General features: G+C 72.8%; 18 protein-coding genes and 1 pseudogene. 6 read left to right on the forward strand and 13 right to left on the reverse strand.

Annotated elements, in window-relative coordinates:
- Positions 1-71: 71 nt before the first annotated feature.
- On the reverse strand, positions 72-3,350 hold the full coding sequence (gene lysX / locus ABZ854_RS21390) for a bifunctional lysylphosphatidylglycerol synthetase/lysine--tRNA ligase LysX (RefSeq protein WP_361213113.1): 3,279 nt from the start codon (positions 3,348-3,350) through the stop codon (positions 72-74).
- A gap of 299 nt (positions 3,351-3,649) precedes the next feature.
- Here lysX and ABZ854_RS21395 point away from each other — a divergent pair, with 299 nt between their 5' ends.
- Positions 3,650-4,057, forward strand: coding sequence for a universal stress protein (locus ABZ854_RS21395; RefSeq protein ID WP_361213203.1), 408 nt, complete (start codon positions 3,650-3,652; stop codon positions 4,055-4,057).
- On the opposite strand, the gene ABZ854_RS21400 is transcribed toward ABZ854_RS21395, so the two are convergent.
- Positions 3,993-5,252 carry an MFS transporter gene (locus tag ABZ854_RS21400; RefSeq protein ID WP_361213116.1) on the reverse strand — a complete coding sequence of 420 codons (1,260 nt, stop codon included), beginning with the start codon at positions 5,250-5,252 and terminating at the stop codon, positions 3,993-3,995. The two genes, ABZ854_RS21395 and ABZ854_RS21400, sit on opposite strands and share 65 nt — an antisense overlap.
- A gap of 263 nt (positions 5,253-5,515) precedes the next feature.
- On the opposite strand from ABZ854_RS21400, the pseudogene ABZ854_RS21405 reads away from it, so the two are divergent.
- Positions 5,516-5,932: pseudogene (locus tag ABZ854_RS21405) on the forward strand (APC family permease); the annotation flags it as partial.
- Between the two features lie 30 nt (positions 5,933-5,962).
- Here ABZ854_RS21405 and ABZ854_RS21410 read toward each other — a convergent pair.
- Positions 5,963-7,114: a CapA family protein gene (locus ABZ854_RS21410; RefSeq protein WP_361213119.1), complete on the reverse strand. Its 1,152-nt coding sequence runs from the start codon at positions 7,112-7,114 to the stop codon at positions 5,963-5,965.
- A gap of 486 nt (positions 7,115-7,600) precedes the next feature.
- Between ABZ854_RS21410 and ABZ854_RS21415 the strand changes: the two genes are divergently transcribed.
- Positions 7,601-8,116 carry a hypothetical protein gene (locus tag ABZ854_RS21415; protein WP_361213122.1) on the forward strand — a complete coding sequence of 172 codons (516 nt, stop codon included), beginning with the start codon at positions 7,601-7,603 and terminating at the stop codon, positions 8,114-8,116.
- A gap of 185 nt (positions 8,117-8,301) precedes the next feature.
- Complete coding sequence (locus ABZ854_RS21420; protein ID WP_361213125.1) at positions 8,302-8,958, forward strand: zf-HC2 domain-containing protein; 657 nt, start codon at positions 8,302-8,304, stop codon at positions 8,956-8,958.
- Positions 8,959-9,052: 94 nt separating this feature from the next.
- Here the strand turns inward: ABZ854_RS21420 and ABZ854_RS21425 are convergent, their stop codons facing one another.
- Genes ABZ854_RS21425 through ABZ854_RS21435 form a run of 3 tightly spaced genes read right to left on the reverse strand, consistent with a single transcriptional unit; the run spans position 9,053 to position 13,360 of the window.
- Complete coding sequence (locus ABZ854_RS21425; RefSeq protein ID WP_361213128.1) at positions 9,053-9,916, reverse strand: DNA-formamidopyrimidine glycosylase family protein; 864 nt, start codon at positions 9,914-9,916, stop codon at positions 9,053-9,055.
- 57 nt (positions 9,917-9,973) lie between these two features.
- On the reverse strand, positions 9,974-12,067 hold the full coding sequence (locus ABZ854_RS21430; protein WP_361213131.1) for a SpoIIE family protein phosphatase: 2,094 nt from the start codon (positions 12,065-12,067) through the stop codon (positions 9,974-9,976).
- Positions 12,068-12,115: 48 nt separating this feature from the next.
- Complete coding sequence (locus tag ABZ854_RS21435) at positions 12,116-13,360, reverse strand: DUF6777 domain-containing protein (RefSeq protein ID WP_361213134.1); 1,245 nt, start codon at positions 13,358-13,360, stop codon at positions 12,116-12,118.
- 115 nt (positions 13,361-13,475) lie between these two features.
- Between ABZ854_RS21435 and ABZ854_RS21440 the strand changes: the two genes are divergently transcribed.
- Positions 13,476-14,897 carry a lipase maturation factor family protein gene (locus ABZ854_RS21440; RefSeq protein WP_361213137.1) on the forward strand — a complete coding sequence of 474 codons (1,422 nt, stop codon included), beginning with the start codon at positions 13,476-13,478 and terminating at the stop codon, positions 14,895-14,897.
- A gap of 12 nt (positions 14,898-14,909) precedes the next feature.
- Here ABZ854_RS21440 and ABZ854_RS21445 read toward each other — a convergent pair whose 3' ends face one another.
- From ABZ854_RS21445 to ABZ854_RS21475, 7 genes are all read right to left on the reverse strand, one after another.
- Positions 14,910-15,161: a hypothetical protein gene (locus ABZ854_RS21445; RefSeq protein ID WP_361213140.1), complete on the reverse strand. Its 252-nt coding sequence runs from the start codon at positions 15,159-15,161 to the stop codon at positions 14,910-14,912.
- Positions 15,162-15,195: 34 nt separating this feature from the next.
- The gene (locus ABZ854_RS21450; protein WP_361213143.1) at positions 15,196-18,210 is read right to left on the reverse strand and encodes a glycoside hydrolase family 38 C-terminal domain-containing protein; all 3,015 of its coding nucleotides are present in this window, start codon (positions 18,208-18,210) and stop codon (positions 15,196-15,198) included.
- 30 nt (positions 18,211-18,240) lie between these two features.
- Complete coding sequence (locus ABZ854_RS21455; protein ID WP_361213146.1) at positions 18,241-20,310, reverse strand: endo-beta-N-acetylglucosaminidase; 2,070 nt, start codon at positions 20,308-20,310, stop codon at positions 18,241-18,243.
- Positions 20,307-21,563 carry a glycosyl hydrolase gene (locus ABZ854_RS21460; protein ID WP_361213149.1) on the reverse strand — a complete coding sequence of 419 codons (1,257 nt, stop codon included), beginning with the start codon at positions 21,561-21,563 and terminating at the stop codon, positions 20,307-20,309. The genes ABZ854_RS21455 and ABZ854_RS21460 overlap by 4 nt, the downstream gene beginning before the upstream one ends.
- Positions 21,564-21,624: 61 nt before the next feature.
- Positions 21,625-22,533 (reverse strand): carbohydrate ABC transporter permease, encoded by a 909-nt coding sequence (locus ABZ854_RS21465; protein WP_361213152.1) that lies wholly within the window; start codon positions 22,531-22,533, stop codon positions 21,625-21,627.
- Positions 22,530-23,456 carry a sugar ABC transporter permease gene (locus tag ABZ854_RS21470; protein WP_361213155.1) on the reverse strand — a complete coding sequence of 309 codons (927 nt, stop codon included), beginning with the start codon at positions 23,454-23,456 and terminating at the stop codon, positions 22,530-22,532. Before ABZ854_RS21470 ends, ABZ854_RS21465 begins: the two co-directional genes overlap by 4 nt.
- Before the next feature lie 6 nt (positions 23,457-23,462).
- A complete protein-coding gene (locus tag ABZ854_RS21475) occupies positions 23,463-24,755 on the reverse strand; it encodes a sugar ABC transporter substrate-binding protein (protein ID WP_361213158.1) in 1,293 nt (430 codons plus the stop codon).
- 217 nt (positions 24,756-24,972) lie between these two features.
- Here ABZ854_RS21475 and ABZ854_RS21480 point away from each other — a divergent pair, with 217 nt between their 5' ends.
- Positions 24,973-26,022: a LacI family DNA-binding transcriptional regulator gene (locus ABZ854_RS21480; RefSeq protein ID WP_361213161.1), complete on the forward strand. Its 1,050-nt coding sequence runs from the start codon at positions 24,973-24,975 to the stop codon at positions 26,020-26,022.
- Positions 26,023-26,073: the final 51 nt, after the last annotated feature.

Below are 26,073 nucleotides of genomic sequence, written 5' to 3' on the forward strand. Positions count from 1 at the left end.
TCGGGCGCACCCCAGCGACACCGGTGTGGCGGCGCGAATGCACCCGATCGGAGCAGCGCGAAAGGAGCGGCTCAGCGGCGCCGTACCAGCGGGAAGGGCAATGTCTCGCGGATGGTGCGGCCGGTGAGGAACATGACGAGCCGGTCGACGCCGATGCCGAGGCCGCCGGTCGGGGGCATCGCGTACTCGAGCGCGTCGAGGAAGTCCTCGTCGATCTCCATGGCCTCCGGGTCGCCGCCGGCGGCCAGCAGGGACTGGGCGGTGAGCCGGCGGCGCTGCTCCACGGGGTCGGTCAGCTCCGAGTAGGCGGTGCCGAGTTCGGTGCCGAAGGCGACCAGGTCCCAGCGTTCGGCGAGCCGCGGGTCGGTGCGGTGCTGCCGGGTGAGCGGGGAGACGTCGGTCGGGAAGTCCTTGTAGAAGGTGGGCAGCCGGGTGCGTTCCTCGACGAGGCGTTCGTACATCTCCAGCACGACGTCGCCGGGGCCGTCGTCGGCGGTGTACGGCACTCCCGCGCGGTCGCACAGCCGGTGCAGCCTGAGGAGTTCGCTGCCGGGCCCGATCTCCTCCCCCAGCGCCTCGGAGATCGCGCCGTACACGGTCTTCACGGGCCAGGTGCCGGAGATGTCGTACTCGGTGCCGTCCTTGTGGGCGACCGGGCGGCCGTACGCGGCGGTCGCGGCGCCCTGGATCAGTTCGCGGGTGAGGTCGAGCATCACGTCGTAGTCGGCGTGCGCCTGGTAGGCCTCCAGCATCGTGAACTCGGGGTTGTGCTTGTAGGAGACGCCCTCGTTGCGGAAGGTGCGGCCCATCTCGAAGACCTTCTCCAGGCCGCCCACGCACAGCCGCTTGAGGTACAGCTCGGGGGCGATGCGCAGGTAGAGGTCGAGGTCGTAGGCGTTGATGTGGGTGGTGAAGGGGCGGGCGTTGGCGCCGCCGTGGATCTGCTGGAGCATCGGGGTCTCGACCTCCAGGTAGCCGCGGTCCAGCAGGCCCTGGCGCAGCCCCTGTACGGCGGCGGAGCGGGCGCGGACGACGGCGCGGGCGTCCGGGCTGGTCGCCAGGTCGAGGTAGCGGCGGCGGACCTTGGCCTCGGGGTCGGCGAGGCCCCGCCGTTTGTCGGGCAGCGGGCGCAGGCATTTGCCGGTGAGCTGCCAGGAGGCGGCGAAGACGGTGGGCTCGCCGTGGTCGCTCAGGCCCGCGCGGCCGGTGACGGTGATGTGGTCGCCGATGTCGGTGTCGGCGGTGAAGCGGTCGAGGGCGGCGCCGGAGAGGTCTCGGGTGAGGGCGATCTGGTGGTCGCCGGACCAGTCGCGCAGCACGGCGAAGACGATGCCGCCGAAGTCGCGGACGAGCATGACGCGGCCGGCGACGGTCACCTCCTGGCCCTGCGGGACGTCGGCGAGGGTGTGGGTCGGGGCGGGGACGCCGACCGGGTAGGGGTCGGTGCCGCCCGCGCGCAGCCGGTCGAGGGTGCGGTGCCGGACGCGGACCTGGTCGGGCAGGCCCGCGTCCGGGGTGCCGGCCGTGGCCTGGTCCCCTCCGTCGAGGCCGAGCGCCGACAGGGACGGCAGCCCCTCGGTGGTGGCGGGCCGCTGCCCGGGCCCCGGGTGCCCCTTTCCCCAGAGTTTGCGCAACGACGGTACGGAGACGAAGCCTTCGGCGATGCCGGAGGCCAGGCCGATCCGGGCGAGGGAGGCGGTCTCGCCGTAGCAGATGAAGCGCGGGTACCACTCGGGGCGGTACTTGGCGTTGGAGCGGTACAGGGCCTCCAGTTGCCACCAGCGGGAGAAGAACAGCAGCAGCCGGCGCCAGAGCCTCAGGACGGGGCCGGCGCCGATGCGGGCGCCCTCCTCGAAGACGGAGCGGAAGACGGCGAAGTTCAGGGAGATCCGGCGCACGCCCAGTTTGGGGGCGTGGGCGCACAGGTCGGCGACCATGAACTCCATCACCCCGTTGGGGGCGCTGCGGTCACGGCGCATCAGGTCCAGGGAGACGCCGTCGCGTCCCCAGGGCACGAAGGACAGCAGGGCGAGGAGCCTGCCGTCCTCGCCGAGGGCCTCGACGAGCAGGCAGTCGCCGTCGGCGGGGTCGCCGAGCCGGTCCAGGGCCATGGAGAAGCCGCGTTCGGTCTCGGTGTCGCGCCATGCGTCGGCCCGGTCGACGAGCTCCTCCGTCTCCCGTTCGGTGAGGGCGGCGTGGCGGCGGATGCGGGTGGTGGCGCCGGTGCGGCGGACGCGGTGCACGGCCTGCCGGGTGACGCGCATGTCGCGGCCGTTGAGGTCGAAGGCGGCGACGTGCAGGATCGCCTCGTCGCCGAGCTGGAGGGCGCCGAGTCCGGCGCGGGCGAAGGCGCGGGCGCCGTCCTCGGAGGCGCCCATCGCGGCGGGCGCCCAGGCGTGCCGGCGGGCCACGTCCAGCCAGGCGCCGATGGCGTGCGGCCAGGCCTCCGGGTCGCCGACGGGGTCGCCGCTGGCGAGGCAGACGCCGGCCTCGACCCGGTAGGTGACGGCGGCCTTGCCGCTGGGCGAGAAGACGACGGCCTTGTCCCGGCGGGTGGCGAAGTAGCCGAGGGAGTCCCGGTCGCCGTAGGCGCCGAGCAGGGCGCGGATGCGGGCCTCCTCGTCGCCGTGCAGGGCCGCCTCCAGGCGCTGCGAACGGAACAGCGTGGCGGCGGCGTTCAAGAGGGCGAGCGCTCCGAGCAGCCCGAGGACGAAGGTGACCTGGTGGGGCGGGCGGCCGGCGAAGGAGCTGTTCGAGACCAGTCCGCCGCAGACCCGGTCGGCCGCCCAGGCCAGGTGCTGGCCCTGCGGCAGGCTGCCGGGGAACAACATGACCAGGCCCCAGCCGAGCAGGACGGCCACGACGAGCCCGCCGAGCAGGACGGCCAGGGCCCGCCACACGGCGCCGCGGCGGGAGGCGGCGTAGAACTGTCCCCGGGCCACCACCAGCAGGATCAGCAGCAGCCCGCACAGCACGAGCGAGGGCAGCGACTCGGCGTACAGGCCGAGGCCCAGGCCGAGCGCGTCGGTGAGGACGACGAGGCCGAGGTAGACGACGACCAGCCACCAGGCGACCTTCTTGCGGGCGGCGGTCGCGGCGGCCAGCAGGAAGAGGAACACCGCGTAGGCCAGGTTGGCGCTGACCGGGACGAGCAGCAGGTCGAGGGTGCGGGCGACGGGGCGGAGCGGGTGGCGCAGCGGGGCGATGACGGCGAGCAGGGCGCAGAGCAGGCCGAGCGCGGCGAAGAACGTCCCGAAGGCCTCGGGCACCCAGGCCAGGCGGGTGCCGGCCCGCGGACGTGGCGGGCCCGTGACGTCGCGCCGTGCGGCGGGCTCCGCGGTGGCAGTCATGGTTCCGACTGTAGGAAGCAGCCGGTCGCCTCGCCCGTCGAGCGGCCCCGGTGCGCGCCGGGAGCGGCAGCCGCGCCCGGAGGGAACGGAGGCCGTGAGCACACCGCGATGCCGGACGTGGGCGCGATGGGCAACGCGGACGCGGGAGCGGCGTGGGCGGGCCTCCCGGGGGAAGCGGGGGTTCCGATAGCCTCGCGGCCGTGACGGAACAGCACGAGCAGGGCGAGCATCATGAGGGGTCCGAGCCGGTCCACCGGTCCGCGGGGCGGTTCGAGCGGGGCACGGACGGGCCCAAGGTCATCGTGGCCGGTGTGGACGGCTCCGAGTCCTCGCTGCGGGCCGCCGCGTACGCGGGCGGGCTGGCCCGGCGGCAGCACGCGCTGCTGGCGGTGGTGTACGTGCAGCCGGTGCTGGCGGCCGGGGCGGCGCTCGGGGCGCCGGTGGCGGAGACGACCGACGAGATCGCCGAGGACCTGATCGCCCACATCCGGGAGGCGACGGAGCGGGTCCGCGGGATATTCGACGTGCGCTGGGAGTTCCACACGTTCCGCGGTGACCCCTACACCGGCCTGGTGAAGGCGGCCGACGAACTGAAGGCGGACGCGGTGGTGGTGGGCGCCTCCGAGCAGGCGGGCCACCGGATCATCGGGTCGGTGGCGGTGCGTCTGGTGAAGGCGGGACGGTGGCCGGTGACCGTGGTGCCGTGAGCACGCCCGGCAGCAGCGCCGGCGTCGCCAGCAGCAGGACGCCGGCCAGGGCGATCGCGGTGCGCGGACCGGCGAGCGCGGCGAGCAGACCCCACAGGGCGGTCAGGACCGCGGTGCTAAGTTTGACGGTCACCGACCAGGCGGAGAGGGTACGGGCCACCCGGTCGGCCGGGGTCACATCCAGCCGGTGGGCGGCGAGCACCGGGGTGTACACGCTCGCGCAGGCGATCAGGCCGAACTCCACGGCCATCACGAGGAGCAGGCCGGGCACGCCGGGGCGGACGAACGCGAGCCCGACCGGCCAGCAGGAACGCAGCGCGCCCGCGGTCAGCAGCACGCGGCGCCTGCCGTAGCGGTCGGCGAGGGGGCGGGCCAGCCGGGAGCCGAGCAGACCGCCGAGGGAGGGCAGCGCGAAGGCCAGCCCGTACTGCCAGGGCGCGAAGCCGAGCGGGCCCAGCATCAGGACGGCGAGCAGCGGCGCGCCGGCCATGATGAGCGAGTTGACCAGGGCCGTGTTGAGGAACAGCGGGCGCAGCGCGGGGTCGGTGAGCAGGTACCGCCAGCCGTCGAGCAGGTCGGTGGCCCGGGGGCGCCGCGCCGGGGCGGCGGTGGGGCGGGCAGGCGGGGTTTCGGCGCCGCCGATGGCCCGGATGCCGAGGGCGGACAGCAGGTAACTGACGGCGTCGACGGCGATGGTGGTCACCGGTCCGAGAACGCCGACGGCGGCGCCGCCGAGCGGAGGGCCGAGGACGGTCGCGGTCCAGCTGGTGGATTCGAACCTGCTGGTGGCGGTGAGCAGGTCGGCGGGTGCCACGAGGTCCTTCAGGTGGGCGCCGGAGGCGGCGGTGAAGGTGATGCCGGCGGCCGCCACGACGATGGAGACCACCAGGAGCTGGGGGAATCCGAGCGCGTCGAGGGCGTAGGCGGCGGGGATGCTGAGCAGGGCCGCGCACCGGACGAGGTCCGTGGTGATCATGACCGGGCGTTTGCGGCGGAACTCCATCCAGGGCCCGAGCGGCACGGCCACCGCCGCGCCGACGGCGAGTCCGGCGGAGGCGAGCAGGGACACCTGGGCGGACCCCGCGTGCAGGACGAGGATCGCGATCAGCGGGAGGGCGTCGAAGGCGAGCCAGGTCCCGAAGGCGCTGACGGTGTACGCGGCCCACAGCCACCCGAACCGGCGTCCCAGCCGCATGCACAACCTCCCGTTGACCCCGGTCATGAAAGCGGGCGGCGGTCCGCGGCGCAAACAACCGCGGGCCCCGTGCGCACAACCGGTGGTTGTGCGACGCCGGGGGCGGGCGGGGCGGTGAGGGCCCGGCGCACGCGCGGGGCCGCCGAACCCGTGCGTGGCGTCTTCCCAGGAAGGGCGCCCCTGAGCCATCATGATCGGCCGTCAGCCGATTGCCGAAGGCGAAGAGGTGAGGCGCATGGCCAGGCTCCGAATGGGTGAGGGGATTCTCCGCCGCGCGGGACGGCCTGCTGCCCAAGTGGTTCGCCAAGACGCACCCGACGCGGCACGTGCCGACGCGGGTCACCTGGATCGTCGGGGTGGCGTCGGCGGTGATCGCCGGGTTCTTCCCGATCGCGGAGGCGGCGGAGCTGACCAACATCGGCATCCTGCTGGCGTTCGTGGTGGTGTGCACGGCCGTGGTCGTGCTGCGCTACCGGCAGCCTGACCTGCCGCGCACCTTCCGCACGCCGTGGATGCCGTTCGTGCCGGCGCTGGGCATCGTCCTCTCGATCTGGCTGATCACGTTCCCGCAGTGGCAGACCTGCGTGCGGTTCGCGGTGTGGTTCGTGATCGGGTGCGGGATCTACTTCGGCTACTCCTACCGCCACTCGGCGCTGGCCACGCCGCGCGACCGGGCCTGATCATCGCCAGGCCCGGCCACCGGAGCCCGGCTACTTGGCCATGACCAGGCCGTCCTTGGCGCCGCCGCGGCTGAGCACCACGCCGCGGATGCGGTCCCGGACGCCCTGGAGTTCGGCGCCGCCGGCGATGGCCTTGTTCAGATCGAGGACCCGGCCGGCGTCGATGTCGTACATCTGCGGAACGAACTCGGCCTTGGTGACGCGCCAGCGGCCGCCCGCGGCCGGGGGCGGGGAGAAGGTGAAGCGGGCGATGGTGGACTCGTTGCCGCGCGAGTCCTGCACTCCCCGGTTGTCGAACATCTCCCCGGCGATCTGGTCGCCGAGGCCGTAGACCACCCAGGTGCCGTTGACCTTCTGGTAGGCCTGCGGGACGTGCGCGTGGGTGCCGAGGACGAGGTCGATGTCGGGGCGGCCGTTGGTCCGGGACGCGGTGAGCCGGTCGGCGAGGGCGAGTTGCTTCTGGTCGGGGGCGTCCTGCCATTCGGTGCCCCAGTGCAGGGAGACGACGACCACGTCGGCGCCGGCCAGCCGGGCGGCCCGCGCGTCGGAGACGATCCGGTTCGGGTCGGTCACGTTCACCGCCCAGGGCTCGCCCGGGGGCATCGGGGCGCCGTTGGTGCCGTACGTGTACGACAGGTGCGCGACCTTGGCCGCGCCGGCCCGGAGCATGGTGACCGAGTGGGCCTCGGCCTCGGTGCGGGCGGTGCCGGCGTGCTTCAGGCCGGCCTGGTCCATGGCGTCCAGGGTGCGCCGGATGCCGTCCGCGCCGTCGTCCAGGGAGTGGTTGGAGGCGGTGGAGCAGCCGTCGTAGCCGGTGGCGGTGAGGCCCTGGGCGATCTGCGGCGGGGACTTGAACACCGGGTAGCCGGTGTAGTCGCCGTCGGCGCCGTAGACGGTCTCCATGTGACACAGAGCCAGGTCGGCGTGGGAGACGACGGGTTCGACGCCGGCCAGCATCGGGCGGAAGTCGTAGCCGTCGCCGCCGGCGTCGTAGCGGGCCCGGTCGATGACCGAGGTGTGCGGCAGGACGTCACCGGAGGCGACCAGGGTGAACGCGCGGAAGGGCGGCGGCGGCGCCGGGTGCCCGGCGGTGGACTCATGGCGCACGTGGTTCTGGCAGGCGGCCGCCGCCGTCAGGAGGGCGGTCAGGGCCAGGGCCACCTGTCGTCCGCGTGTGATCATCAACTCACCCCTGAGTTGTCGTATTGACCGACCGATCCGTGACAGACACATGGGTATGAATCTGACTTCCCGCCCAAACAGCTCAGGCATCCTCATTGGCCCGTACGGGCTCCGCCGTCCGGCGGACGCCGCACCCGCCGGACCGTTCACCGCGGCCGGCTGTGAAGACACTCACTCCGGACCACCGTGACGCGCTTGTACGCCTGTGGACCCGCGGGACCGGTGTGGTTCCCGGCGCGCGAACCCCCGGCGCCCGAGCCGGTACCGTGAAGTCCCGTGCGCATTGCGGGGCGCGCGCCCCGCACCGGAACCCGCCGGGACGCGCGGCCGACCTGCGGTGAAACCGGAGGCTGGGTCAAGCCTTCGCAAAGCGCCTTGCTGTGACCCCCGTTCGGGCCATCAGCTGTCCTCATCATCCGTGTTCCGGACGGGGGCCGGGTCCGGGGACCGGGGCGGCGCGCCCGCACCGGAGGAAGGCAGGAAGGGATGCTGCACAGAGGGCACGAGAGTACGGACGGCACCGGCGGCGGTGAACTGACCGTCCCGATGGCCTGGTTGTACGCCGAGTACATCGCCGACGAGCTGCTGCGCACGGGCGATCTGATGCCGCCGACGTCGTTCGAGTTCCGGGCCGGGCGGGACGCGCTGGCGCTGACCGTGTTCCTGTCCGACACCGACGGGGAGCTGTCCGGCATCCGGGTCGTCTCCCAGCTGGAGAACTGGCTGTCGCTGACGGCGTACGACCAGCCGTGGCGGGAGTGGGTGCGCGAGCGCATGGCCGAGCTGGCCGGGCAGGAGGCGGACGCCCGCACGCCCTCGCCGGACCTCGCGCTGGCGGACGAGGCCTGGCGCTGGCTGGAGGAGACGGAGCTGCTGGCGCCCGACCTCGACGCGGTGCCGGAAGGCGCCGCGCCGGTCGGCGAGGACGAGGGCCCGAAGGTGTGGACCCCGGCCTGGCGGCTCGGACTGCCTCTGGGGCACCTCGCCATCCACCTGTTCTGAGCCCGCTGGGACACGCGCCGGCCGGTTCTCGCGGGCTGCCGAAAATCGGACCAATCCGGGGAGCGCGGCGCTCCGAATCTCTTGGTCCCGATTCTGTCCGGGGCTTGAGTGATTCGGCTGTCGGCTGCGTACGGGTGGGAGCAAGGAGTAACCCCACCCGCACCCCACGGTCACGAGGATTCGGCATGAGGTCCCTGGAACGGCATCGCGACGTCGGCGCGTACGCGCTCGGCGTGCTGGACGAGGCGGACGCCTTCCGCTTCGAGGACCACCTCATGGAGTGCCCCAAGTGCGCGGCACACGTGACCGAATTCGGCGCGGCCACACGGCAGTTGATGCTGTACCGGCGGGCCACCCCGCGCTTCGTGCCGCCGCTGGCCCAGCCCGGCCCCCGGCTGCTGGACCGGCTGCTCGCCGAGATCGCCCGCCGCGACCGGACCCGCCGGCGCCGCTTCCTGTACGGCCTGGCCGCCTCGGTGGTGCTGGCCGCCGCCGGCCCCGGGGTCATGGCCTTCGCCGGGCACGGCGCACCGGCCGCCCACGTCACCGCCGCGACGGACCCGCACACCGGAGTCTGGGCCCGGGTCACCTCCGAGAACGAGGACTACGGCAGCCGGCTCCGCCTGGAGATCAAGGACGCCTCTGGCCCGCACTCCTGCCGGCTGGTCGTGATCGGCCACGACGGCTCGGAACAACTCGCCGGCAACTGGATGGTGGCCCCCCACGACGCCGCCACGACCACCACCCTGGTCGACACCACCCTGCACCCCTTTGACATCGACCACTACGAGGTCCGCACGACGGACGGCCACCACCTGGTCACGCTGGACGCGCCCCGTTAGGGGTGCGGGGCTGTGTCGATATGCGGCTCCGCCGCGCGGGCGGGACAAGCCACGACGGCGCGGCAGCCGAACACCCACGCAGCGGAGCGCACCCTTACTTCAAAAGCCGCGACAACCGACGGTCCGCCAACGGCTTACCCCCCGTCTGGCACGTCGGACAGTACTGGAGCGACGAGTCGCTGAAAGACACCTCGCGGATGACGTCCCCGCACACCGGACACGCCTCCCCCGCACGCCCGTGCACCCGCAGCCCACTCTTCTTCTCCGCCTTCAGGCGCCCCGCGGCCACCCCCCGGGACCGCTCGACCGCCTCGGTGAGCGTCGTACGCAGCGCCTCGTGCAGCCGCAGCGTCTCCTCCGGCGTAAGCGACGCGGCGAGTTTGAAGGGGGACATCTTCGCGGCGTGCAGGATCTCGTCGCTGTAGGCGTTGCCGACGCCCGCGATCAGGCTCTGGTCGCGCAGCGCGCCCTTGATCTGGCGTCTCTCGTCCTTGAGCAGCGCGGCGAGGCGGTCCGCGTCGAAGTCGTCGGCGAGCGGGTCGGGGCCGAGGCGGGCGATGCCCGGGACGTCCTGGGGATCGCGGACCACGTACACCGCGAGCCGCTTCTGGGTGCCGGCCTCGGTGAGGTCGAAGCCCGCGCCGGAGTCCAGCGTCACCCGCAGCGCGAGCGGGCCCTTGCCGGGCCGGGGCGGCGCGGTGGGCACCTCGTCCTTCCAGTGCAGCCAGCCCGCGCGGGCCAGATGGGTGACCAGGTGGATTCCGTCCCCGGTGCCGACGTCGAGGAACTTGCCGTGCCGGCGCACGGCGGTGACCTCGCCGCCCTCGACGGCGGTGAGCGGAGGGTCGTACGTCTTCAGGACGCTGATCGCGACCGGCAGCACCCGCACCATCCGGCGTCCGGTCAGGTGCTCGGTGAGGAAGTCCGTCAGCGCCGCTACCTCGGGCAGTTCGGGCATACGTCCAGAGTGCCATCCGGCACCGACAACGCCACCGACAACGCCGGGGCGGTGCGCTCAGCGGCCGGCCCGGGGCGGGACCACGAACTCGCACCACACGGCCTTCCCGCCGCCGCGCGCCTCGACGCCCCAGCCGTCGGCGAGCCGGTCCACGAGCAGCAGACCCCGCCCGGACACCCCGTCCTCGCCGGCCTCCCGACGGCGCGGCAGGGCGCTGGAGGAGTCCTCGACCTCCACCCGGAGCCGGCGGTCGGCGCCGTCGAGGACCCTGAGGGTGACGATCGCGGAGCCCTCGGTGTGCATCAGGGCGTTGGTGATCAGCTCGTCGGCGACCAGTTCGACCTCGTCGGCCCGGTCCCGGGCACCCCAGGTGCGCACGGCGGCGCGGATCATGTGCCGGGCCTGGGTGAGCGCCTCGGGGTCGCCCGGTGCCACGTGCTGCTGGAGCCGGCCGCCGGCCCTGGGGGCCTCGGGGGCGCGGCGGCGCAGCAGGAGCAGGGCCACGTCGTCGTCGCCGCCGCGTTCCTCGGCCATCTGGATGAGCCGGTCGGCGAGGTCGCGGACCTCGTCCGGGCCGTCGGCGATGAGCGCGGTGAGGGTCCGCATGCCGTCGTCGAGGTCGGCGCCGGGCTGCTCGACGAGCCCGTCGGTGCACAGCAGCAGGGTCTCGCCGGGGTCGAGTTCCAGGGTGGAGACGGGGTACTCCAGCCGGCCGAACTCGGCGGAGAGGCCGAGCGGCAGTCCGCCGTCGACCGGGATGCGGCGGCAGGTGCCGTCCGTGGCCCGCACCAGCGGGTCGATGTGCCCGGCCCGGACCACCTGGACGACCCCCGTGGACAGGTCGGCCTGCGCGTACAGGCAGGTCGCGAAGCGGTCCGTGTCCAGTTCGTGCAGGAACACCGAGGCACGGGCCATCACCGCGGCCGGGGTGTGCCCCTCGGCGGCGTAGGCGCGCAGCACGATCCGCAACTGGCCCATGACGGCGGCCGCGTGCGTGTCATGGCCCTGGACGTCGCCGATGACCGCGCCGACCCGGCCGCCGGGCAGCGGGATGAGGTCGTACCAGTCGCCGCCGATGTCCCGTCCGAGCGTGCCGCCGACTGAGGCGGCGCGGTAGCGGACGGCGACGTCGGCGCCGCGGACGCTGGGGATGGTGCGCGGCAGCATCGCCTGCTGCAACCCCTGGGCGAGGTCCTTCTCCTGCTCGTAGAGCATGGCCCGCTGCAGGCTCTGCGCGATGCTGCTGCCGAGCGCCACCAGCACGGACCGCTCCTCGGCGGAGAAGCCGCGCCGGTCGTTGTAGAGCAGCCCCATCGCGCCGATCGGGCGGGCCTGCGCGATCAGCGGCAGATAGGCGGCGGAGGTGATGTGCAGCTCGGTGAGGTGCGGCCACAGGATCGGGTAGCCCTGGGCGAACTCCTCCGGCGACTCGATGAAGCGCGGCACGAGGGTGCGGACGACCTCGCCCATCGGGTACGGCTCGTCGATCCGGGTGACCCGGGTGCCCGGCACGAAGCTGCCCACGGGTCCCTCGGCGACCAGCCGGATGCGGCCGGCCTCCACCAGTCCCATGACCAGGCTGGCCGCGCCCAGGTGGCGGACGCCCTGGGCGTACTTGAGGACGTCGATGACGTCCTGGACGCCCTGGGCGTGGGCGAGGGCCGCGGAGGTGACCTCGACGACGTTGGTCTGCTGCCGGAAGGCCTCGTCCTGGGCGGCGCGCAGGCTGCGTGTCTCGCCGGCGGCGAGTTCCTGGGTGGCGTCCCGGAGGATGCCGACGATCCGGCGGGGACGGCCCGTCTCGTCGCGCCGGATGTAGCCCTGGGTGTGGGTCCAGCGCAGGGTGCCGTCGCGGCAGCGGATGCGGAAGTAGGCGCCGTAGTTCTCGCTGCCGTCCTTGATGGCGTGGGCGACGGCGGCGTCGAGCCGGGCGGCCTCCGGCGGCGGCACCCGGACCGCGAGGGACTCCGGGCGTCCGTCGAACTCCTCGGGGAGCAGGTCGAACACTTCGTAGCCCTGGGCGTCCATGTGGAACAGACCGGTGTCCAGGTCCCAGTCGAAGCTGCCCATGCGGTTGAGCGCCAGGATCGGGTCCGGGTGGGCGGGCCAGTCCTCCGGGAGTGACAGGGCGCTCGCTCCCCGATCAGCCATGGGCCCACCTTGCCAGCATTTGTCCGATTCTTCGAGTTGTTCGGGCGTTCAGGCCGCGTCCGGTGAGGTGCCGGGGGCGGTGGGCGGGGCGTCCTGCCCGGGCGACTGCGGTGACGGCGACCGGTGGGGGGCCGACGGTGTCTGCGGACGGGACGGAGCGGTGGGCGGGGCCAGGTGGTCCGCGGTCCGGCTCGGCGACGGGGAGGCGGATGGGGATGGGGAAGGGGAGGCGGATGCGGCGGAAGAGGCTGAGGCCGGGGCGGAAGCCAGGGCCGGGGCGGAAGCCAGGGCCGGGGCGGAAGCCAGGGCCGGGGCCGAAGCCAGGGCCGAAGCCGAGGCCGGGGCCGAGGTGGGGGCGGAGGCTGGGGCTGAGGCCGAGGCGTCCGGGATCGGCGTCGGCGTGGCCTTGCCGGTCTCGGTCGGGCGCGTCGCGTGCGGGCTCGGCTTCCCGGCGTGCGGCGGCTTGCCCGAGTGCGGGGGCTTGCCGGCCGGGGTCGGTGTGGCCCACGACGGGGCCGGTACGACGTGGTCGTGGGCCACGCCGTGTCCGACCGGGCGTTCGATCCAGGTGTGGGTGTGAACGTCGACGATCGTGATGCTGGTGACCGCGTGGGGCGCCGGGGTCACCTCGACCACCTCGGCCGGCCGGTAACCGGACCAGCCGGTGCCGCCGGTCGCGGAGCCGCTGTGGGCCGCGGGCGGCCGCAGCGGGTTGCCGCAGGCGCAGCGGACGCGCGGCACGCCCCGGTCGTCGACGAGGACGGCGGTACCGGCCTGCAGGACGGACTGGAACTCGGTCGCGCGCTCGTCCTGGTAGCCGTGGTTGGTGACGCGGGTGTCGGCGCGGAGCACGACCGGGGTCAGACCGCGCAGATAGCCGGGGACCGACGCCGGGGAGACACCCGCCCCCTGCGCGAACGCCGCGCCCTTGGCGGGGTCGGCGGCCAGGTAGCCGATCTGCCGCTCGACGTCGCAGCCGGCCACGTGGGCGGTGCCGCCGTACAGGCCCGGAGTGGTTCCGGACAGCGACCGCACGTCCCGCGCGGGCGTCGCGGCCGGCCGGGAGGAGGTGACGGAATCCGAGGCCGGGACCGAAGCCGAGGCAGAGGCCGCTGCGGTGGTGGCCGTCGAGTTCGTGAACGGGTCGGGGCCGGGCGCCGCGGCGGGCTGGAGGAACACCTCCCCGGCGGGGTGCGTCCCGGCAGCGGCCCCGGTGGCACCGGCGCAGCCGCTCACGAGCAGGGTCGCGCCCGCGCAGGCCGCGAAGGCAAGTCCGGCGAAAGGTATCCGCACCGCGTCCTCCGCATCACCGTGGGTGATTTCTCACTATTGTTTGCATCGCACCCGTCCGGCGGGCAACTCGGGGCATGTCATGCGGTTCGGCCGCACAGAAGGGGCGCGCACAGCCGTGGACTGGTTCACCGCACCCGACTACTGGCTGAGCCGGCTGGTCCTCCAGCGGGCTCTGGCCGCCGTGTACCTCGTCGCGTTCCTCGGGGCCGCCCGGCAGTTCCGGCCCCTCCTGGGCGAGCGCGGCATGCTGCCGATCCCCCGCTTCACCGCCCGGGTTCCGTTCAAGCGGGCGCCGAGCCTGTTCCATCTGCGGTACTCGGACCGGCTGTTCGCGGGCTGCGCCTGGGCGGGCTGCGCGGTGTCGGCGGCTCTGCTGGCCGGGGCGCACGACCAACTCCCCCTGTGGGCGGGCATGCTGCTGTGGCTGGTGCCGTGGGCGCTGTACCTGTCGATCGTGAACGTGGGCCAGACCTGGTACGCGTTCGGCTGGGAGTCGCTGCTGCTGGAGACCGGCTTCCTGGCGGTGTTCCTCGGCAACGACGAGGTGGCGCCGCCGGTCGTGGTGCTGTTCATGCTGCGCTGGATCCTGTTCCGGGTCGAGTTCGGGGCGGGGCTGATCAAGCTGCGCGGGGACGCCTGCTGGCGCAAGCTGACCTGTCTCGACTACCACCACGAGACCCAGCCGATGCCCGGCCCGCTGAGCTGGTTCTTCCACCATCTGCCGCCGCCCCTGCACCGGGTGGAGGTGGCCGCCAACCACGTCACCCAACTGGCCGTACCCGTCCTGCTGTTCACCCCGCAGCCGATCGCCTCGGCCGCCGCCGCACTGATGATCGCGACCCAGTTGTGGCTGGTGCTGTCCGGCAACTTCTCCTGGCTGAACTGGATCACCATCGTGCTGGCGCTGTCCGCGCTCCGCCTGCCCGGGAACGAGCCGTCCACATCCCCGGCACCGCTGTGGTACGAGATCGTGGTGCCGGCGGTCGCCGCGCTGCTGCTGTTCCTGAGTTACCGCCCGGTGGCGAACATGGTCTCCCGCCGCCAGGTGATGAACCGCTCCTTCGACCCGCTCCACCTGGTCAACACCTACGGCGCGTTCGGCAGCGTCAGCCGTATCCGCTACGAGGTGGTGGTCGAGGGCACGCTCGCGGAGGTGCCGCGCCAGGACTCGGACTGGCGGGAGTACGCGTTCCGGGGCAAGCCCGGCGACCCGCACCGCTGGCCGCGCCAGTTCGCCCCCTACCACCTGCGCCTGGACTGGCTGATGTGGTTCGCCGCGCTGTCCCCGGGCTACGCGGGGGAATGGTTCGGCGCCCTGGTCGAGCGGCTGCTGGAGAACGACCCGGACACCCTGCGCCTGCTGCGCCGCTCCCCGTTCCCCCCGGACACGCCGCCCCGCCACGTTCGCGCCCGCCTCTTCCGCTACCGCTACACGACCTGGCGCGAACTGCGCGAGACCGGGGCGTGCTGGGAGCGGACGTTCGTCCGGGAGTACCTGCCGCCCACGCGCCTGGCGCGGGCGGCCGGACGGTCGTAGCCGGGGCGGCTGCTACGGAGCGCCCTCCACGTCGGCCAGCCTGTCGGCCGACTCGTCGAGGCGCCGGCGCTCGTACTCGGCGAGGAAGGGGAGCAGGGCCCCGCAGTCACGACAGGCTCGCGCGAAGCCGGCGGTGAACGTCGGACGGGGCTTCAGAATCCCCGGGCGGTCGAACCTGAGACACAGGCGGTCCATCCACTTCTCGCCCGAGATCAGGTCCCCGACCGGGCTCAGCCGGTCGGAGCCGCATATGGCGCATCGCATGCCGGAACCCTAGCCCAGCCCTCCCTGGCCCGGTTCAGGCCCTGCGCATCCGGAGCGTCATCAGTTCGAACGGGCGGAGCCGTACGGCGATCCGGTCGCCGTCCCTCGCCGGTGGCTCGGTGTCGGCGAGCGGGCGTTCCAGGAGGTCCGTGACGGTGAGACCGGTGACCGGGAAGCCGGCCGTGAGGGTGGCACGGGCGCGGCCGCCGTGGGCCTCGTGGAAGCGGATCACGACGTCGCCGCTGCCGTCGTCGGCGAGCTTCACCGCCGTGACGACGACGGCGTCGTTGTCGACGGCGACCAGCGGGGCGACCTCACGCGCACCCGTCACCCTTCGCTCGGGCAGGTTGATCCGCCAGCCCTCGCGGACCGCGTCGGCGATCCCGGAGCCGGGCACCAGGGCGTGCCGGAAGCGGTGGACACCCTGGTCGGTCTCGGGGTCGGGGAAGCGCGGGGCACGCAGCAGGGAGGCGCGGACCGTGCTGGTCGTGCCCCGGTCGGGGCGGACCGTGCGGGTCACGTCGTGGCCGTACGTCGAGTCGTTGACCAGCGCGACGCCCCAGCCGGGCTCCTCCAGGTGCACGAACCGGTGGTTGCACGCCTCGAACTTGGCCGCCTCCCACGAGGTGTTGGTGTGGGTGGGGCGGTGGACGTGCCCGAACTGGGTCTCGGACGCGTACCGTTCGGCGTGCAGGTCGAGCGGGAAGGCCAGCTTCAGGAACTTCTCCGTCTCGTGCCAGTCGACCTCGGTGTCGATGACGAGGCGCCGCTCACCCGGCGCCAGCGACAGCACCTGGGAGACGCGGGAGGCGCCGAAGGACCGGACGACCCGCACCGACCGCCCGTCCTCGCCGGCGGTGACCTCGTCGGCCTCGGTGAGGTCGGTGACGGTGTTGCGGTAGAAGGCGTCGACGTCCCAGGCGTCCCACATGTTCGGGAAGTCCGGGTGGAGTTGGAGCAGGTTGGCGGCCGTGCCGGGGGCGACGGTCTCGCGGTCGGCGGCGAGGTCGTACGCCGAGGTGACCAGCCCGTTGACGTCGACGGTGATCCGCAGCAGGCCGTTGTCCAGGACGTGACCGCCGTCCGGGCCCGGCGTGCGGGTCGTCGTGCTCTCGGCCTCGGCGGTCGCGGCGCCGCCCGCCGGGACGCCCCGCAGGGCATGCGGGGCCGCGTTGAACAGCAGCGGGATGTCGCCCTGCCCGGCCAGGGCGCGCTGGGCCGCGTCGATGATCGCGGTCAGTTCGGCGGCCAGGCGGTCGTAGGTGGCGCGGGCCTCGCGGTGCACCCAGGCGATCGAGGAGCCGGGCAGGATGTCATGGAACTGGTGCAGCAGGACCGTCTTCCAGATCCGGTCCAACTCCTCGTAGGGATAGGCGGATCCGGTGCGTACGGCGGCCGTCGCGGCCCAGAGTTCCGCCTCGCGCAGCAGGTGTTCGCTGCGACGGTTGCCCTGTTTGGTCTTGGCCTGGCTGGTGAGCGTGGCGCGGTGCAGTTCGAGGTACAGCTCGCCCACCCACACGGGGGCGTCGGGGTATTCGGCCTCGGCCTTCTCGAAGAACGCGCGGGGTGTCTCCCAGTTGACCGTCGCGGAGCCCTCCAGGTCGCGCAGCCGGGCGGCCTTGGCGACCATCTCCCGGGTCGTGCCGCCGCCTCCGTCGCCCCAGCCGGTGGGTGCGAGGGAGTGCCGGGCGCGGCCCCGGTCCTTGAAGTTCCGTGCCGCGTGGGCGATCTCGCTGCCCTTCATGGAGCAGTTGTAGGTGTCGACGGGCGGGAAGTGGGTGAAGATCCGCGTGCCGTCGATGCCCTCCCAGCGGAAGGTGTGATGGGGGAAGCTGTTGGTCTGCGACCAGGAGATCTTCTGCGTCAGCAGCCACTTGGAGCCCGCCGCCCTGATGATCTGCGGCAGCCCGGCGGCGAAGCCGAACGTGTCCGGCAGCCAGGCCTCCTCGTTCTCGACGCCGAACTCGTCGAGGAAGAACCGCTTGCCGTGCACGAACTGCCTGGCCATGGCCTCCGAGCCCGGCATGTTGGTGTCCGACTCCACCCACATGCCGCCGGCCGGGACGAACCGCCCGTCGGCGACGGCCTTCTTCACCCGCGCCCACACCTCGGGCCGGTGCTCCTTCACCCAGGCCCACTGCTGGGCCTGCGACATGGCGAACACGAAGTCCGGCTCGTCCTCGACGAGCGCGGTCATGTTGGACGTCGTACGGGCCACCTTGCGGACCGTCTCCCGCAGCGGCCACAGCCACGCCGAGTCGATGTGCGCGTGGCCGACGGCGCTGATCCGGTGGGCGGAGGGCACGGCGGGGGTGGCCAGGACGGCGGTGAGCCGTTCCCGGGCGGTGGCGGCGGTGCCGTTCACGTCCTGGAGGTCGACGGCGTCCAGGACGTGGCCGACGGCGCGCAGGATGTCGTAGCGCCGCGCGGAGTCCTCGGGCAGCTCGGCCATCAGCTCGCCGAGCACCTCGAGGTCCTGCACGAGCTGCCAGACGGTGTCGTCGAAGACGGCGAGGTCCATGCGGGTGAGGGTGTACTGCGGCTCGTGCCCGGCGGTGTCCTTGTCGCCCAGCCAGGTCGGCCGGAAGGGGTGGTAGTCGAGGATGACCGGATTGGAGGCGGCCTCGATGTGCAGACGCACCTCTTCGCCGCCCGCGACGGGAGCGCCGATCCGCACCCACTGGTTGCGCGGGTTGAGGCCCTTCACCGGGGTGCCGTCGGGCCGGTAGACGAGGCCCTCGCACTGGAAGCCGGGCATGTTCTCGTCGAAGCCGAGGTCGAGCACGGCCTCGACGGTGCGGCCGGCCCACTCCTCGGGCACGGTCCCGGTGACCCGGAACCAGCTGGTGCCCCAGGGTGCGCCCCAGCGGGCGCCGGCCTCGACGGGCCGGGGCTCGGCGGCGAGTCCCTCCGCCACCGGGACGGGTTCGCCGGGCGCGTGCCACACCGCGACCTGGAGCGGCACGGACTCGGGGTACACGGCGGGGCGGATGCGCTCGTCGAGGACGCGCCGGAGGCGTGCTTCGACCAGCTTGCGGTCGTCATGCATACGGGAGACTCCTGCGGGGTTTCCGGGTGATCACCAGGTGTGGGTGACGGTCACGGGGGTCGACGTGTCGTACAGCTCCCCCACGGCTCGCAGTTCGAACCGTGCCCTGCGCTCTCCTTGCTCGGGCCGCAGTCCGGGCACGAAGTACGCCTGCTGGCAGGTGCCGCCGAGGAAGCGGCGGCTGCCGTCGGGCAGGACGCGGTGGAGTTCGTAGTGGCGGGGGCTGTCGGCGCCGGCGGGGTTCCAGGCGAAGCGCAGGTCACCGCCGGTGGCGGCGGTGACGCGCAGCCGGGAGGGGGCGGCGGGGCGGTGCGGGGTGTCGTCGTGGACGGCGAGACCGCCGAGCCGCCAGTGCACGGGGCCGCCGCCGGGCGCGGAGGCGGGCGCGGTGAGGCGGACGCCGAGGGCGTGGACGGTGCCGGTCAGGCCGGTGAGCCGTAGGGTGGCCGTCCGCCAGCCGTTGACCGACCGCACACGGACATGCTTGTTGACCGGGTTCACAGGCAGATAGGTGTACGGGGGCGCGTCACCCGGTTCGCCCGGCTCGGCCGTCGCCACCGCCAGGTCGACGCCGACCTCGCCTTCACCCGCATCCGCATCCGCCTCCTCCGTGCGGAAGATCAGCTCGACAACCGTGTTCACACCGACCGGCAGCCGGGTCGCGTACACATCCAGCACCACGGGTTGATCCAGTTCACCGGCCACCAGCACGCTGCTGCCGCCCCGCCAGGCGGCGCCGAAGTCGAAGGCCACCGACGGCCGCTCCCCCGCCGTGCGCACCACCCACTGCCGGGACGGCAGCCGGTCCTGGAGCCCGAGGTGGTTCCACGGCGCGTCCGAGGTGACCTCGCCCCGCTCGTACCAGCGCAGCCCGTGCCCCGTGTTGAACACGCCGGCGAACGGCGCCGACGTCACCGTCGACCGGTCCGCGACCGACACCGCCGGTGCCCGCCACGGGTCGGTCGCGTCGGGCCGGGCCGGATCCAGGGACCGTCCGGTCCAGAACCGGTCGTCGGCCGCGTGGAAGTCGCCCGGGGTGCGCCGGTCGGCGGGCAGGTGGTTGCGGGTCCACTCGGGCCGGTAGAGGCCGACCGAGGCGACGTGCGGCTTCCCGGCCGGCACGATCGCGTCCCAGTCGACAGAGGTGCCGGAGCCGTTCGACTCGATGTCGACACCGGCCCACAACTGGTAGCGGTCCCGGCCCAGCCGGTCCGCCCTGTCCCCCGAGGCGGCCAGGGTGCCGGCGCTCCAGCGGAAGTCGACGAACATGTCGTCGGCGGCCTCGAAGAACGCCTGGTTCCGGTCGTCCAGCGCGCCCTGCCAGCTGACCGTGCCGTTCGCGGTCATCGCGTCGTACCAGGTCACCCGCTGCCCCCGGGCGGCGGCGAGCGTCCTCAGCTCGCGTACGAAGCCCAGCATGGCGGAGCCGAGTGCGGTGTTCCCGCCGCCGGTCTCCGCGTTCACGAACCACCCGTCGAAGCCGTACGCCGCCGCGACCGCGACGAGTTGCGCGGCGAGCGGGTAACGGCCCCGGTCGTCCGTGCGCACCAGGTCCTCGGTCCACCGCAACTGCCCGCCGTAGGCGGCGGGCGGCAGGAAGATGTTGCCGAGGACGGGCACGCCGTGGCGGTGGGCCGCGTCGACGACGGGCGCGTTCGGGGCGAGGATGAGGCCCTCGCCCGCCGAGCCGCCCCAGAACACCAGCTCGTCCAGGTAGGCCCAGTGGGTGGGGGCGTAGTAGTCGGCGGTGGCCGAGCCCTGGGAGGGATTGGCGGAGGTCGGCCCGAAGGAGACCAGGGCCTGGACGCGGGCCTGGTCCGGGCGGGCGGTGCGGTTCGCCGGGGTCGGGGTGAAGCGGTCGGCGAGCGGGACCGACGCGGCGTTGAAGGCGAGGTCGGGGTCGCTGTCGGGGCGCCAGTCGGCGAGGCTGCGCCAGGTGATGCCGGGGCCGGGGCGGCCGTCGGGGAGGGAGTCCGGGTACCAGTAGGAGGCGAACGGCGGTGTGGCCGGCGGGAGTCCGGCGCGGGCCAGGGCCGGGGTGGCGGGGAGCAGGGCGGCGGCGGTGCCGGCGAGCAGGACGGTGCGTCTGGTGGGGTTCACGAGCGAGGGCCTCCTTGGGGGGTGGGGAGTACCTGGTCGGGAGTGACGACGTCGGTGATGGAGCGGGCGGCGAGGTGTTCCTTGTCGTCCGCGCGGGTGTCGAGGACGGTCGTGGGGCGGGCGCCGTCGGCGACGAGCGCGAAGAAGGCGTCGAAGACGGGGCCGCCGGGTGCGCAGCGGGAGCGGCGGGCCGGGTCTGCGGGGACGACGAGGGCGGTGGTGCGCGCGTCCGGGGCCGGCCGGGGCGTGCGGGCCGCGTCGGCCAGCACACGCGCGATGTCCTTGGGCCGCCGGTCGTTGGTGAACAGCCCGAGCCCGTATTCGAGTTCGGGGAAGTCGGCGAGGGAGCGGGACACGTCGTGGGAGCACCACCAGGTGATCCCCCAGAGGTCGGGGCAGTCCAGGGCGTTCGTCACGGTCGCCGCCGCGAAGGCGGCGGCGTGTGCGGCGGGGATCAGGGGGGCGGGCGCGCCGACCTCCTGGAGCCAGACGGGCCGGTGCGGATCCTCGGCCCAGGCCTTGCTCAGCTCGATCAGATAGGCGGCGTGGTGCTCGGTGGGGACGGTGGTGCGGCCGTGGCGCTGGGCGGTGCCGTTGAACACCCAGGAGTGGACGGCCGTGACGGCGCCTAGGCGGGCGGCCTGGGCCGGGGTGAACGGCATGTCGTCCTGGTACCAGGTGGCGTCGTACTCGGCGTGCAGGTGAAGCCGCCCGGGGGCGCCCTGTTCGCACGCGTCGAGCATGCGTTCCAGCCAGGTGTCGATCGCGCCGGTGTCCGCCCGGTCGGGGTCGGGGTGCGGTCCGGCGGAGAACTGGTTGACCTCGTTGCCGACGGTCAGGCCGAGGAAGTTGGGCCGTCCGGCCAGGGCGGTCGCCAGGGCGCGGAGATAGTCGGCCTGGCCCTCGACGGTCCACGGGTCGGTGAAGAGGTTGCGCCGGTGCCAGGTCCTGGTCCAGGCGGGCAGGAAGTCGAAGCTGCTCAAGTGCCCCTGCAGCCCGTCAACGTTGACGTCGAGCCCGCGCTCCCCGGCCGCGTCGACCAGCCGTACCAGCTGCTCCACGGCGCGCGGCCGGATCAGGGTGCGGTTGGGCTGGAAGTACGGCCACAGCGGGAACACCCGGATGTGGTCCAGGCCCAGTGCGGCGATCGCGTCGAGGTCGGCGCGCACGGAGTCCAGGTCGAAGTCGAGCCAGTGGTGGAACCACCCTTCACTCGGGGTGTAGTTGACGCCGAAGCGCACGGCAGAGGGCATACGGGGGTCCTTGCTGGTCTGTGCGGGCGAGGCGGGCGGGGCGAGCCGGCGCGGAGCTGGTTCAGCCCTTGACGGCGCCCTCGCCGACCCCGCGGAAGAAGTACCGCTGGAGACAGGCGAACAGGGCGATCAGCGGGGCCACGGCGATGACGGTGCCGGCGGCGACCAGCCGTTCGTCGTTCGCGAAGGTCCCGTGCAGGTAGTTGAGGCCGATGGTGAGGGTGAACCGGGACGGGTCGCTGAGCACGATGAGGGGCCAGAGGAAGTCGTCCCAGGCGCCCATGAAGGCGAAGATCGCGACGACGGCGAGGGTGCCCTTGACCGAGGGCAGCGCGACGCGCAGGAACCGCTGCCAGACGTTGGCGCCGTCGACGTAGGCCGCCTCCTCGATCTCGTAGGGAAGGTTGCGGAAGGCGTTGCGCATCAGCAGCACGTTCATGGCGCCGATCGAGCCGGGCAGCACGACCCCGATGAGGGTGTTGTTCAGGCCGAGTTCCCGCATGGTCGTGAACTGGGCGATGATGATGCCCTCCACGGGCACGAGCATCGCGAGCACGAACGCGAAGGTGGCCGCGCGCCGGCCGCGGTAGCGCAGCCGGGCCAGGGCGTACCCGGCGAGGGCGGAACCGACGCAGTTCGTGACGACGTTGGCGGTCGCGACCTTCAGGGAGTTCAGGGCGTAGTCCCAGACGGGGATGGTGTCCGCGACCCGCTGGTAGTTGTGCAGGGTGGGATGGCTCGGCAGGAACGTCGGCGGCGAGCTGTAGATGTCCTCGGTGGGCCCCCTGAGCGAGGTGGACAGCTGCCACAGGAACGGGCCGACGGTGAGGGCGAGCACGGCGGTCAGCAGCAGGTAGCGCAGGATAAGTTCGCCGATCCGGACGCGTCGGCCGTGCTCGTCGGTGACGCTGCGCTCGCGGGTGGCGGCGGGGGCCGGCCGTGCGGGCCGTACCTTCTCCAGGACGCTCATGTCTCCTCCCTCCGGTCGGCCCGCAGGACGAGCAGCATCAGGGCGACGGTGACGACGAAGACGACGACGGACAGGGCGGAGGCGTAGCCGACGCGGCCGGTGAGGCCGGTGCCGGTGCGCTGGACGAGCATGACGAGGGTGGTGTCCTCGCCGGCCGGTCCGCCGCTCGGGCCCGCCATCAGGTACACCTCGGAGAACACCTTGAACGCGGCGACCGAGGAGAGCGCGGCGACCAGCACCATGGTGGAACGCACGGCGGGTACGGTGACCGTCAGGAAGCGGCGGACCGGGCCCGCTCCGTCCACGGCGGCGGCCTCGTGCAGTTCGCGCGGCACGTTCGCCAGCGCCGCCAGGTAGATGATCATGTAGTAGCCGAGGCCCTTCCACACCGTGACGGCCATGGCGCTGAGCAGAAGCAGCCACTGGTCGCTGAGGAACCCGACCCGGCCGATCCCCACGCTCTCCAGCAGCGAGTTGACCAGGCCTCGCTCGTCCAGCAGCCACACCCAGATCAGCCCGACGACGACAATGGAGGCGACGACCGGGGTGTAGAAGGCGGAGCGGAAGAACGTGATGCCGGGGATGTTCTTCTGCACCAGCAGGGCGAGCAGCAGTGGCAGGATCACCAGGGCCGGTACGACGCCGAGGATGTACAGGGTGCTGTTGCGCAGGCCGGTCCAGAACATGTCGTCGTGGAGCAGTTCACGGAAGTTGTCGAGGCCCACGAAGCCGCCCGGGACCAGGGTGCGCCGGTCGGTGAAGGAGTTCACCAGGGTGGAGACGAACGGGTAGAGCACGAAGGCGCCGGCGACGATCAGTCCGGGTGCGGCGAACAGCCAGGGGCTGGTGGGCAGTTGTCGGCGCACACGGGCGGGCGGCGGTGCGGGGTGTGATGCGGCGTGCGGTGCGGTGGGGGCGGCCACGGCAGGTCAGCCCTGCTGCTTCAGCAGCTGGTCGCAGGACTTGACAGCGTTGTCGAGGGCTTCCTCCGGGCTCTCCTTGCCCTGCAGCGCCTTGGCGACCTCGTTGCGCAGCGCGGTCTTCATCTGCTCGCTGAACAGCACGGGCGTGTAGTTGACGGCGGTCTTCAGGGACTTGGCGGCGGCGACCCGGACGCGGGTGACGTCGGTACCGTCCTCCTTGGTGAAGTACGGGTCGTCGAGGGAGCCGGCGGTGCTGGGGAAGATGGCGACCTTCTTGGCGAAGGACATCTGGTGCTCGGCGTCGGTGACGTAGTGCGCGAAGGCGACCGCGGCCGGGGTGTGCTTGGTCCGGGAGTTCACCATCACGCCCATCACGTACATGTTGACGTGCCCGGTGCTGGTGATCTGGTCCGTGATCCCGATGTTCTTGTACAGGCTCGGCGCCTGCTTCTTGAAGTTCTCCAGGTCGAGCGCGCTGCCGGGGTTCATGGCGACGGCTCCGGTGAGGAACTTCTTCCCGGAGGACTCCGGGGTGGCGGTCAGCGCCTGCGGGTCCAGGGCCTTGGCGTCGTACAGCTCCTTGTACTTGGTGAGGAGCTGTACGCCCTTGGCGTCGTCGAAGGCGAAGGCGGTGCCCTCCTTGTTCATGAGGGGGACGCCGTAGCGGCCGAAGTCCTCGATGGTGGGGATGTTGGCGAGGGTGGCGACCTTGCCGTCGCTCTTCTTCGCCATCCGCAGGGCGTCGGCGAAGAGTTCGTCGTACGTCTTCGGCGGCTGGGCGGGGTCGAGTCCGGCCTCCGTGAACAGGGACTTGTTGTAGAAGAGCGGGCCGGTGTTGAGGTACCAGGGGAAGGCGTAGGTGCCGCCCAGGCCCGGCACCTGGTGGCTGGCCCAGGCGCCCGGCAGGTACTCGGACTTGTACTTCGCGGCGGCCTTGTCGAGGTCGAGGGCGAGGCCGGCCTTGGCGAGCGGGGCGACCAGGTCCGGGGAGACGTTGACGACGTCGGGGAGGGTGCCGCCGGCCGCGTCGGCGCTGATCTTGTCGGCGTAGCCCTCGGCGGGCTGGTCGATCCACTTCACGTGGGTGCCGGGGTACTTCTTCTCGAAGCCGTCGACCACGCCCTCGAAGTACGACTTGAAGTTGGCGCGCAGGTTCCACGTCTGGAAGGTGATGTCGCCCTCGACCTTGCCCGAGGCGTCGGTCGAGCCGCCGCCGTCCCCGCCCGAGCCGCAGGCGCTGAGCGGCAGGACCAGGGCGAGGAAGGCGGCGGCGGCGAAGGTTCTGCGGGGTGTGGGCACGGTGACACGGCTCCCTCGGGGCGTGGCGGCTGGGGACGCCAGGGACCTTGCCCGGGCCGGTCCCGAAAAGTCAATGCATTCGCCGCAACTAAAGAAATCCACACTTCATTAGTGCAGGTCAGAGACATTTGAGTGCACCCTTGCCGCTATCCGCTAATGCGCTTTAGAGTCATAGCACTCAAGCGCATTAGCGCTTCCGGTTCAGAGGGAGGGAAAGGTGCCGTCCAAGCGGTCACCCGCTCGCCGGCCGACGATGAAGGACATCGCGCGGCGCGCCGGCGTCTCCGAGAGCGCCGTCTCCTTCGCGCTCAACGGCAGGCCCGGCGTCTCCGAGGTCACCCGGGCGCGGGTCCACCGGGTGGCCGAGCAGCTGGGCTGGCATCCCAGCACGGCGGCCCGCGCCCTGTCCGGTGAGGGCGCGGCGACGGTCGGCTTCGTCCTGGCCCGCCCCGCGCACACCCTCGGGGTCGATTCGTTCTTCCTCCAACTGGTGTCCGGTATCCAGGAGGTGCTGGCCGAACGGCACCTCGGGCTGCTGTTCCAGGTGGCCGCGGACGTGGCCGACGAGTGCGCGGTGTACCGGCGCTGGTGGGCCGAGCACCGGGTGGACGGCGTGCTGGTGGCCGACCCGCGCGCCGAGGACCCGCGCCCCGGTCTGCTCGACGAACTCGGGCTGCCCGCCGTGGTGATCGGCGGGGCGCCCGATGTGCGGCACCCCGGGCTGTCGACGGTCTGGGCGGACGACGCGGGCGCGATGGCCTCCGTCGTCGACGAGTTGACGGCTCTCGGGCACCGGCGGATCGTGCACATCGCCGGCCTGGCCGGTCTCGCGCACACCCAGCGCCGGATCGCCACCCTGCGCGCGGAGGCGGAGCGCCGGGGCCTGACGGAGGTCCGCTCGGTGACCACGGACTACTCCGACGCCGAGGGCGCCGCCGTCACCCGCCGCGTCCTCGGCGCCGCCCCCGCGCCGACGGCGCTCATCTACGACAACGACGTGATGGCGGTCGCCGGGGTGGCGGCGGCCTACGAGCTGGGCTTCCGGGTCCCGCAGGACGTGTCGGTGGTGTCCTGGGAGGACTCGGCGCTGTGCCGCATGGTCACGCCCCGGCTGTCGGCGCTGTCCCGGGACAGCGCCGAGTTCGGGCGGACGGCGGCCCGGGAACTGCTCGCGCTGCTGGACGGCGGCCAGGCCCGCGCGGTGGGCGTGCCGGTGCCGCGTCTGACGGGCCGGGGCAGTACGGGGGCGGCGGCCGAACGGAGGTGACCAGCCTCTTGGCCTCTCGACGTACCGCGCGCGAGGGGGCACAGTTCTCCT

It is taken from the genome of Streptomyces sp. NPDC047028, from assembly GCF_040644095.1.
Classification (GTDB): Bacteria; Actinomycetota; Actinomycetes; order Streptomycetales; family Streptomycetaceae; genus Streptomyces.

What these genes read in the sequence shown, in the direction of transcription:
- ABZ854_RS21400 (WP_361213116.1), bottom strand. Translation starts at nt 5,252, where the DNA reads ATGCGGCTGGGACGCCGGTTCGGGTGGCTGTGGGCCGCGTACACCGTC.
- ABZ854_RS21430 (WP_361213131.1), bottom strand. Translation starts at nt 12,067, where the DNA reads ATGGCTGATCGGGGAGCGAGCGCCCTGTCACTCCCGGAGGACTGGCCC.
- ABZ854_RS21420 (WP_361213125.1), top strand. Translation starts at nt 8,302, where the DNA reads ATGAGGTCCCTGGAACGGCATCGCGACGTCGGCGCGTACGCGCTCGGC.
- ABZ854_RS21445 (WP_361213140.1), bottom strand. Translation starts at nt 15,161, where the DNA reads ATGCGATGCGCCATATGCGGCTCCGACCGGCTGAGCCCGGTCGGGGAC.
- ABZ854_RS21460 (WP_361213149.1), bottom strand. Translation starts at nt 21,563, where the DNA reads ATGCCCTCTGCCGTGCGCTTCGGCGTCAACTACACCCCGAGTGAAGGG.
- ABZ854_RS21425 (WP_361213128.1), bottom strand. Translation starts at nt 9,916, where the DNA reads ATGCCCGAACTGCCCGAGGTAGCGGCGCTGACGGACTTCCTCACCGAG.
- lysX (WP_361213113.1), bottom strand. Translation starts at nt 3,350, where the DNA reads ATGACTGCCACCGCGGAGCCCGCCGCACGGCGCGACGTCACGGGCCCG.
- ABZ854_RS21450 (WP_361213143.1), bottom strand. Translation starts at nt 18,210, where the DNA reads ATGCATGACGACCGCAAGCTGGTCGAAGCACGCCTCCGGCGCGTCCTC.
- ABZ854_RS21465 (WP_361213152.1), bottom strand. Translation starts at nt 22,533, where the DNA reads ATGAGCGTCCTGGAGAAGGTACGGCCCGCACGGCCGGCCCCCGCCGCC.
- ABZ854_RS21410 (WP_361213119.1), bottom strand. Translation starts at nt 7,114, where the DNA reads ATGATCACACGCGGACGACAGGTGGCCCTGGCCCTGACCGCCCTCCTG.
- ABZ854_RS21415 (WP_361213122.1), top strand. Translation starts at nt 7,601, where the DNA reads ATGCTGCACAGAGGGCACGAGAGTACGGACGGCACCGGCGGCGGTGAA.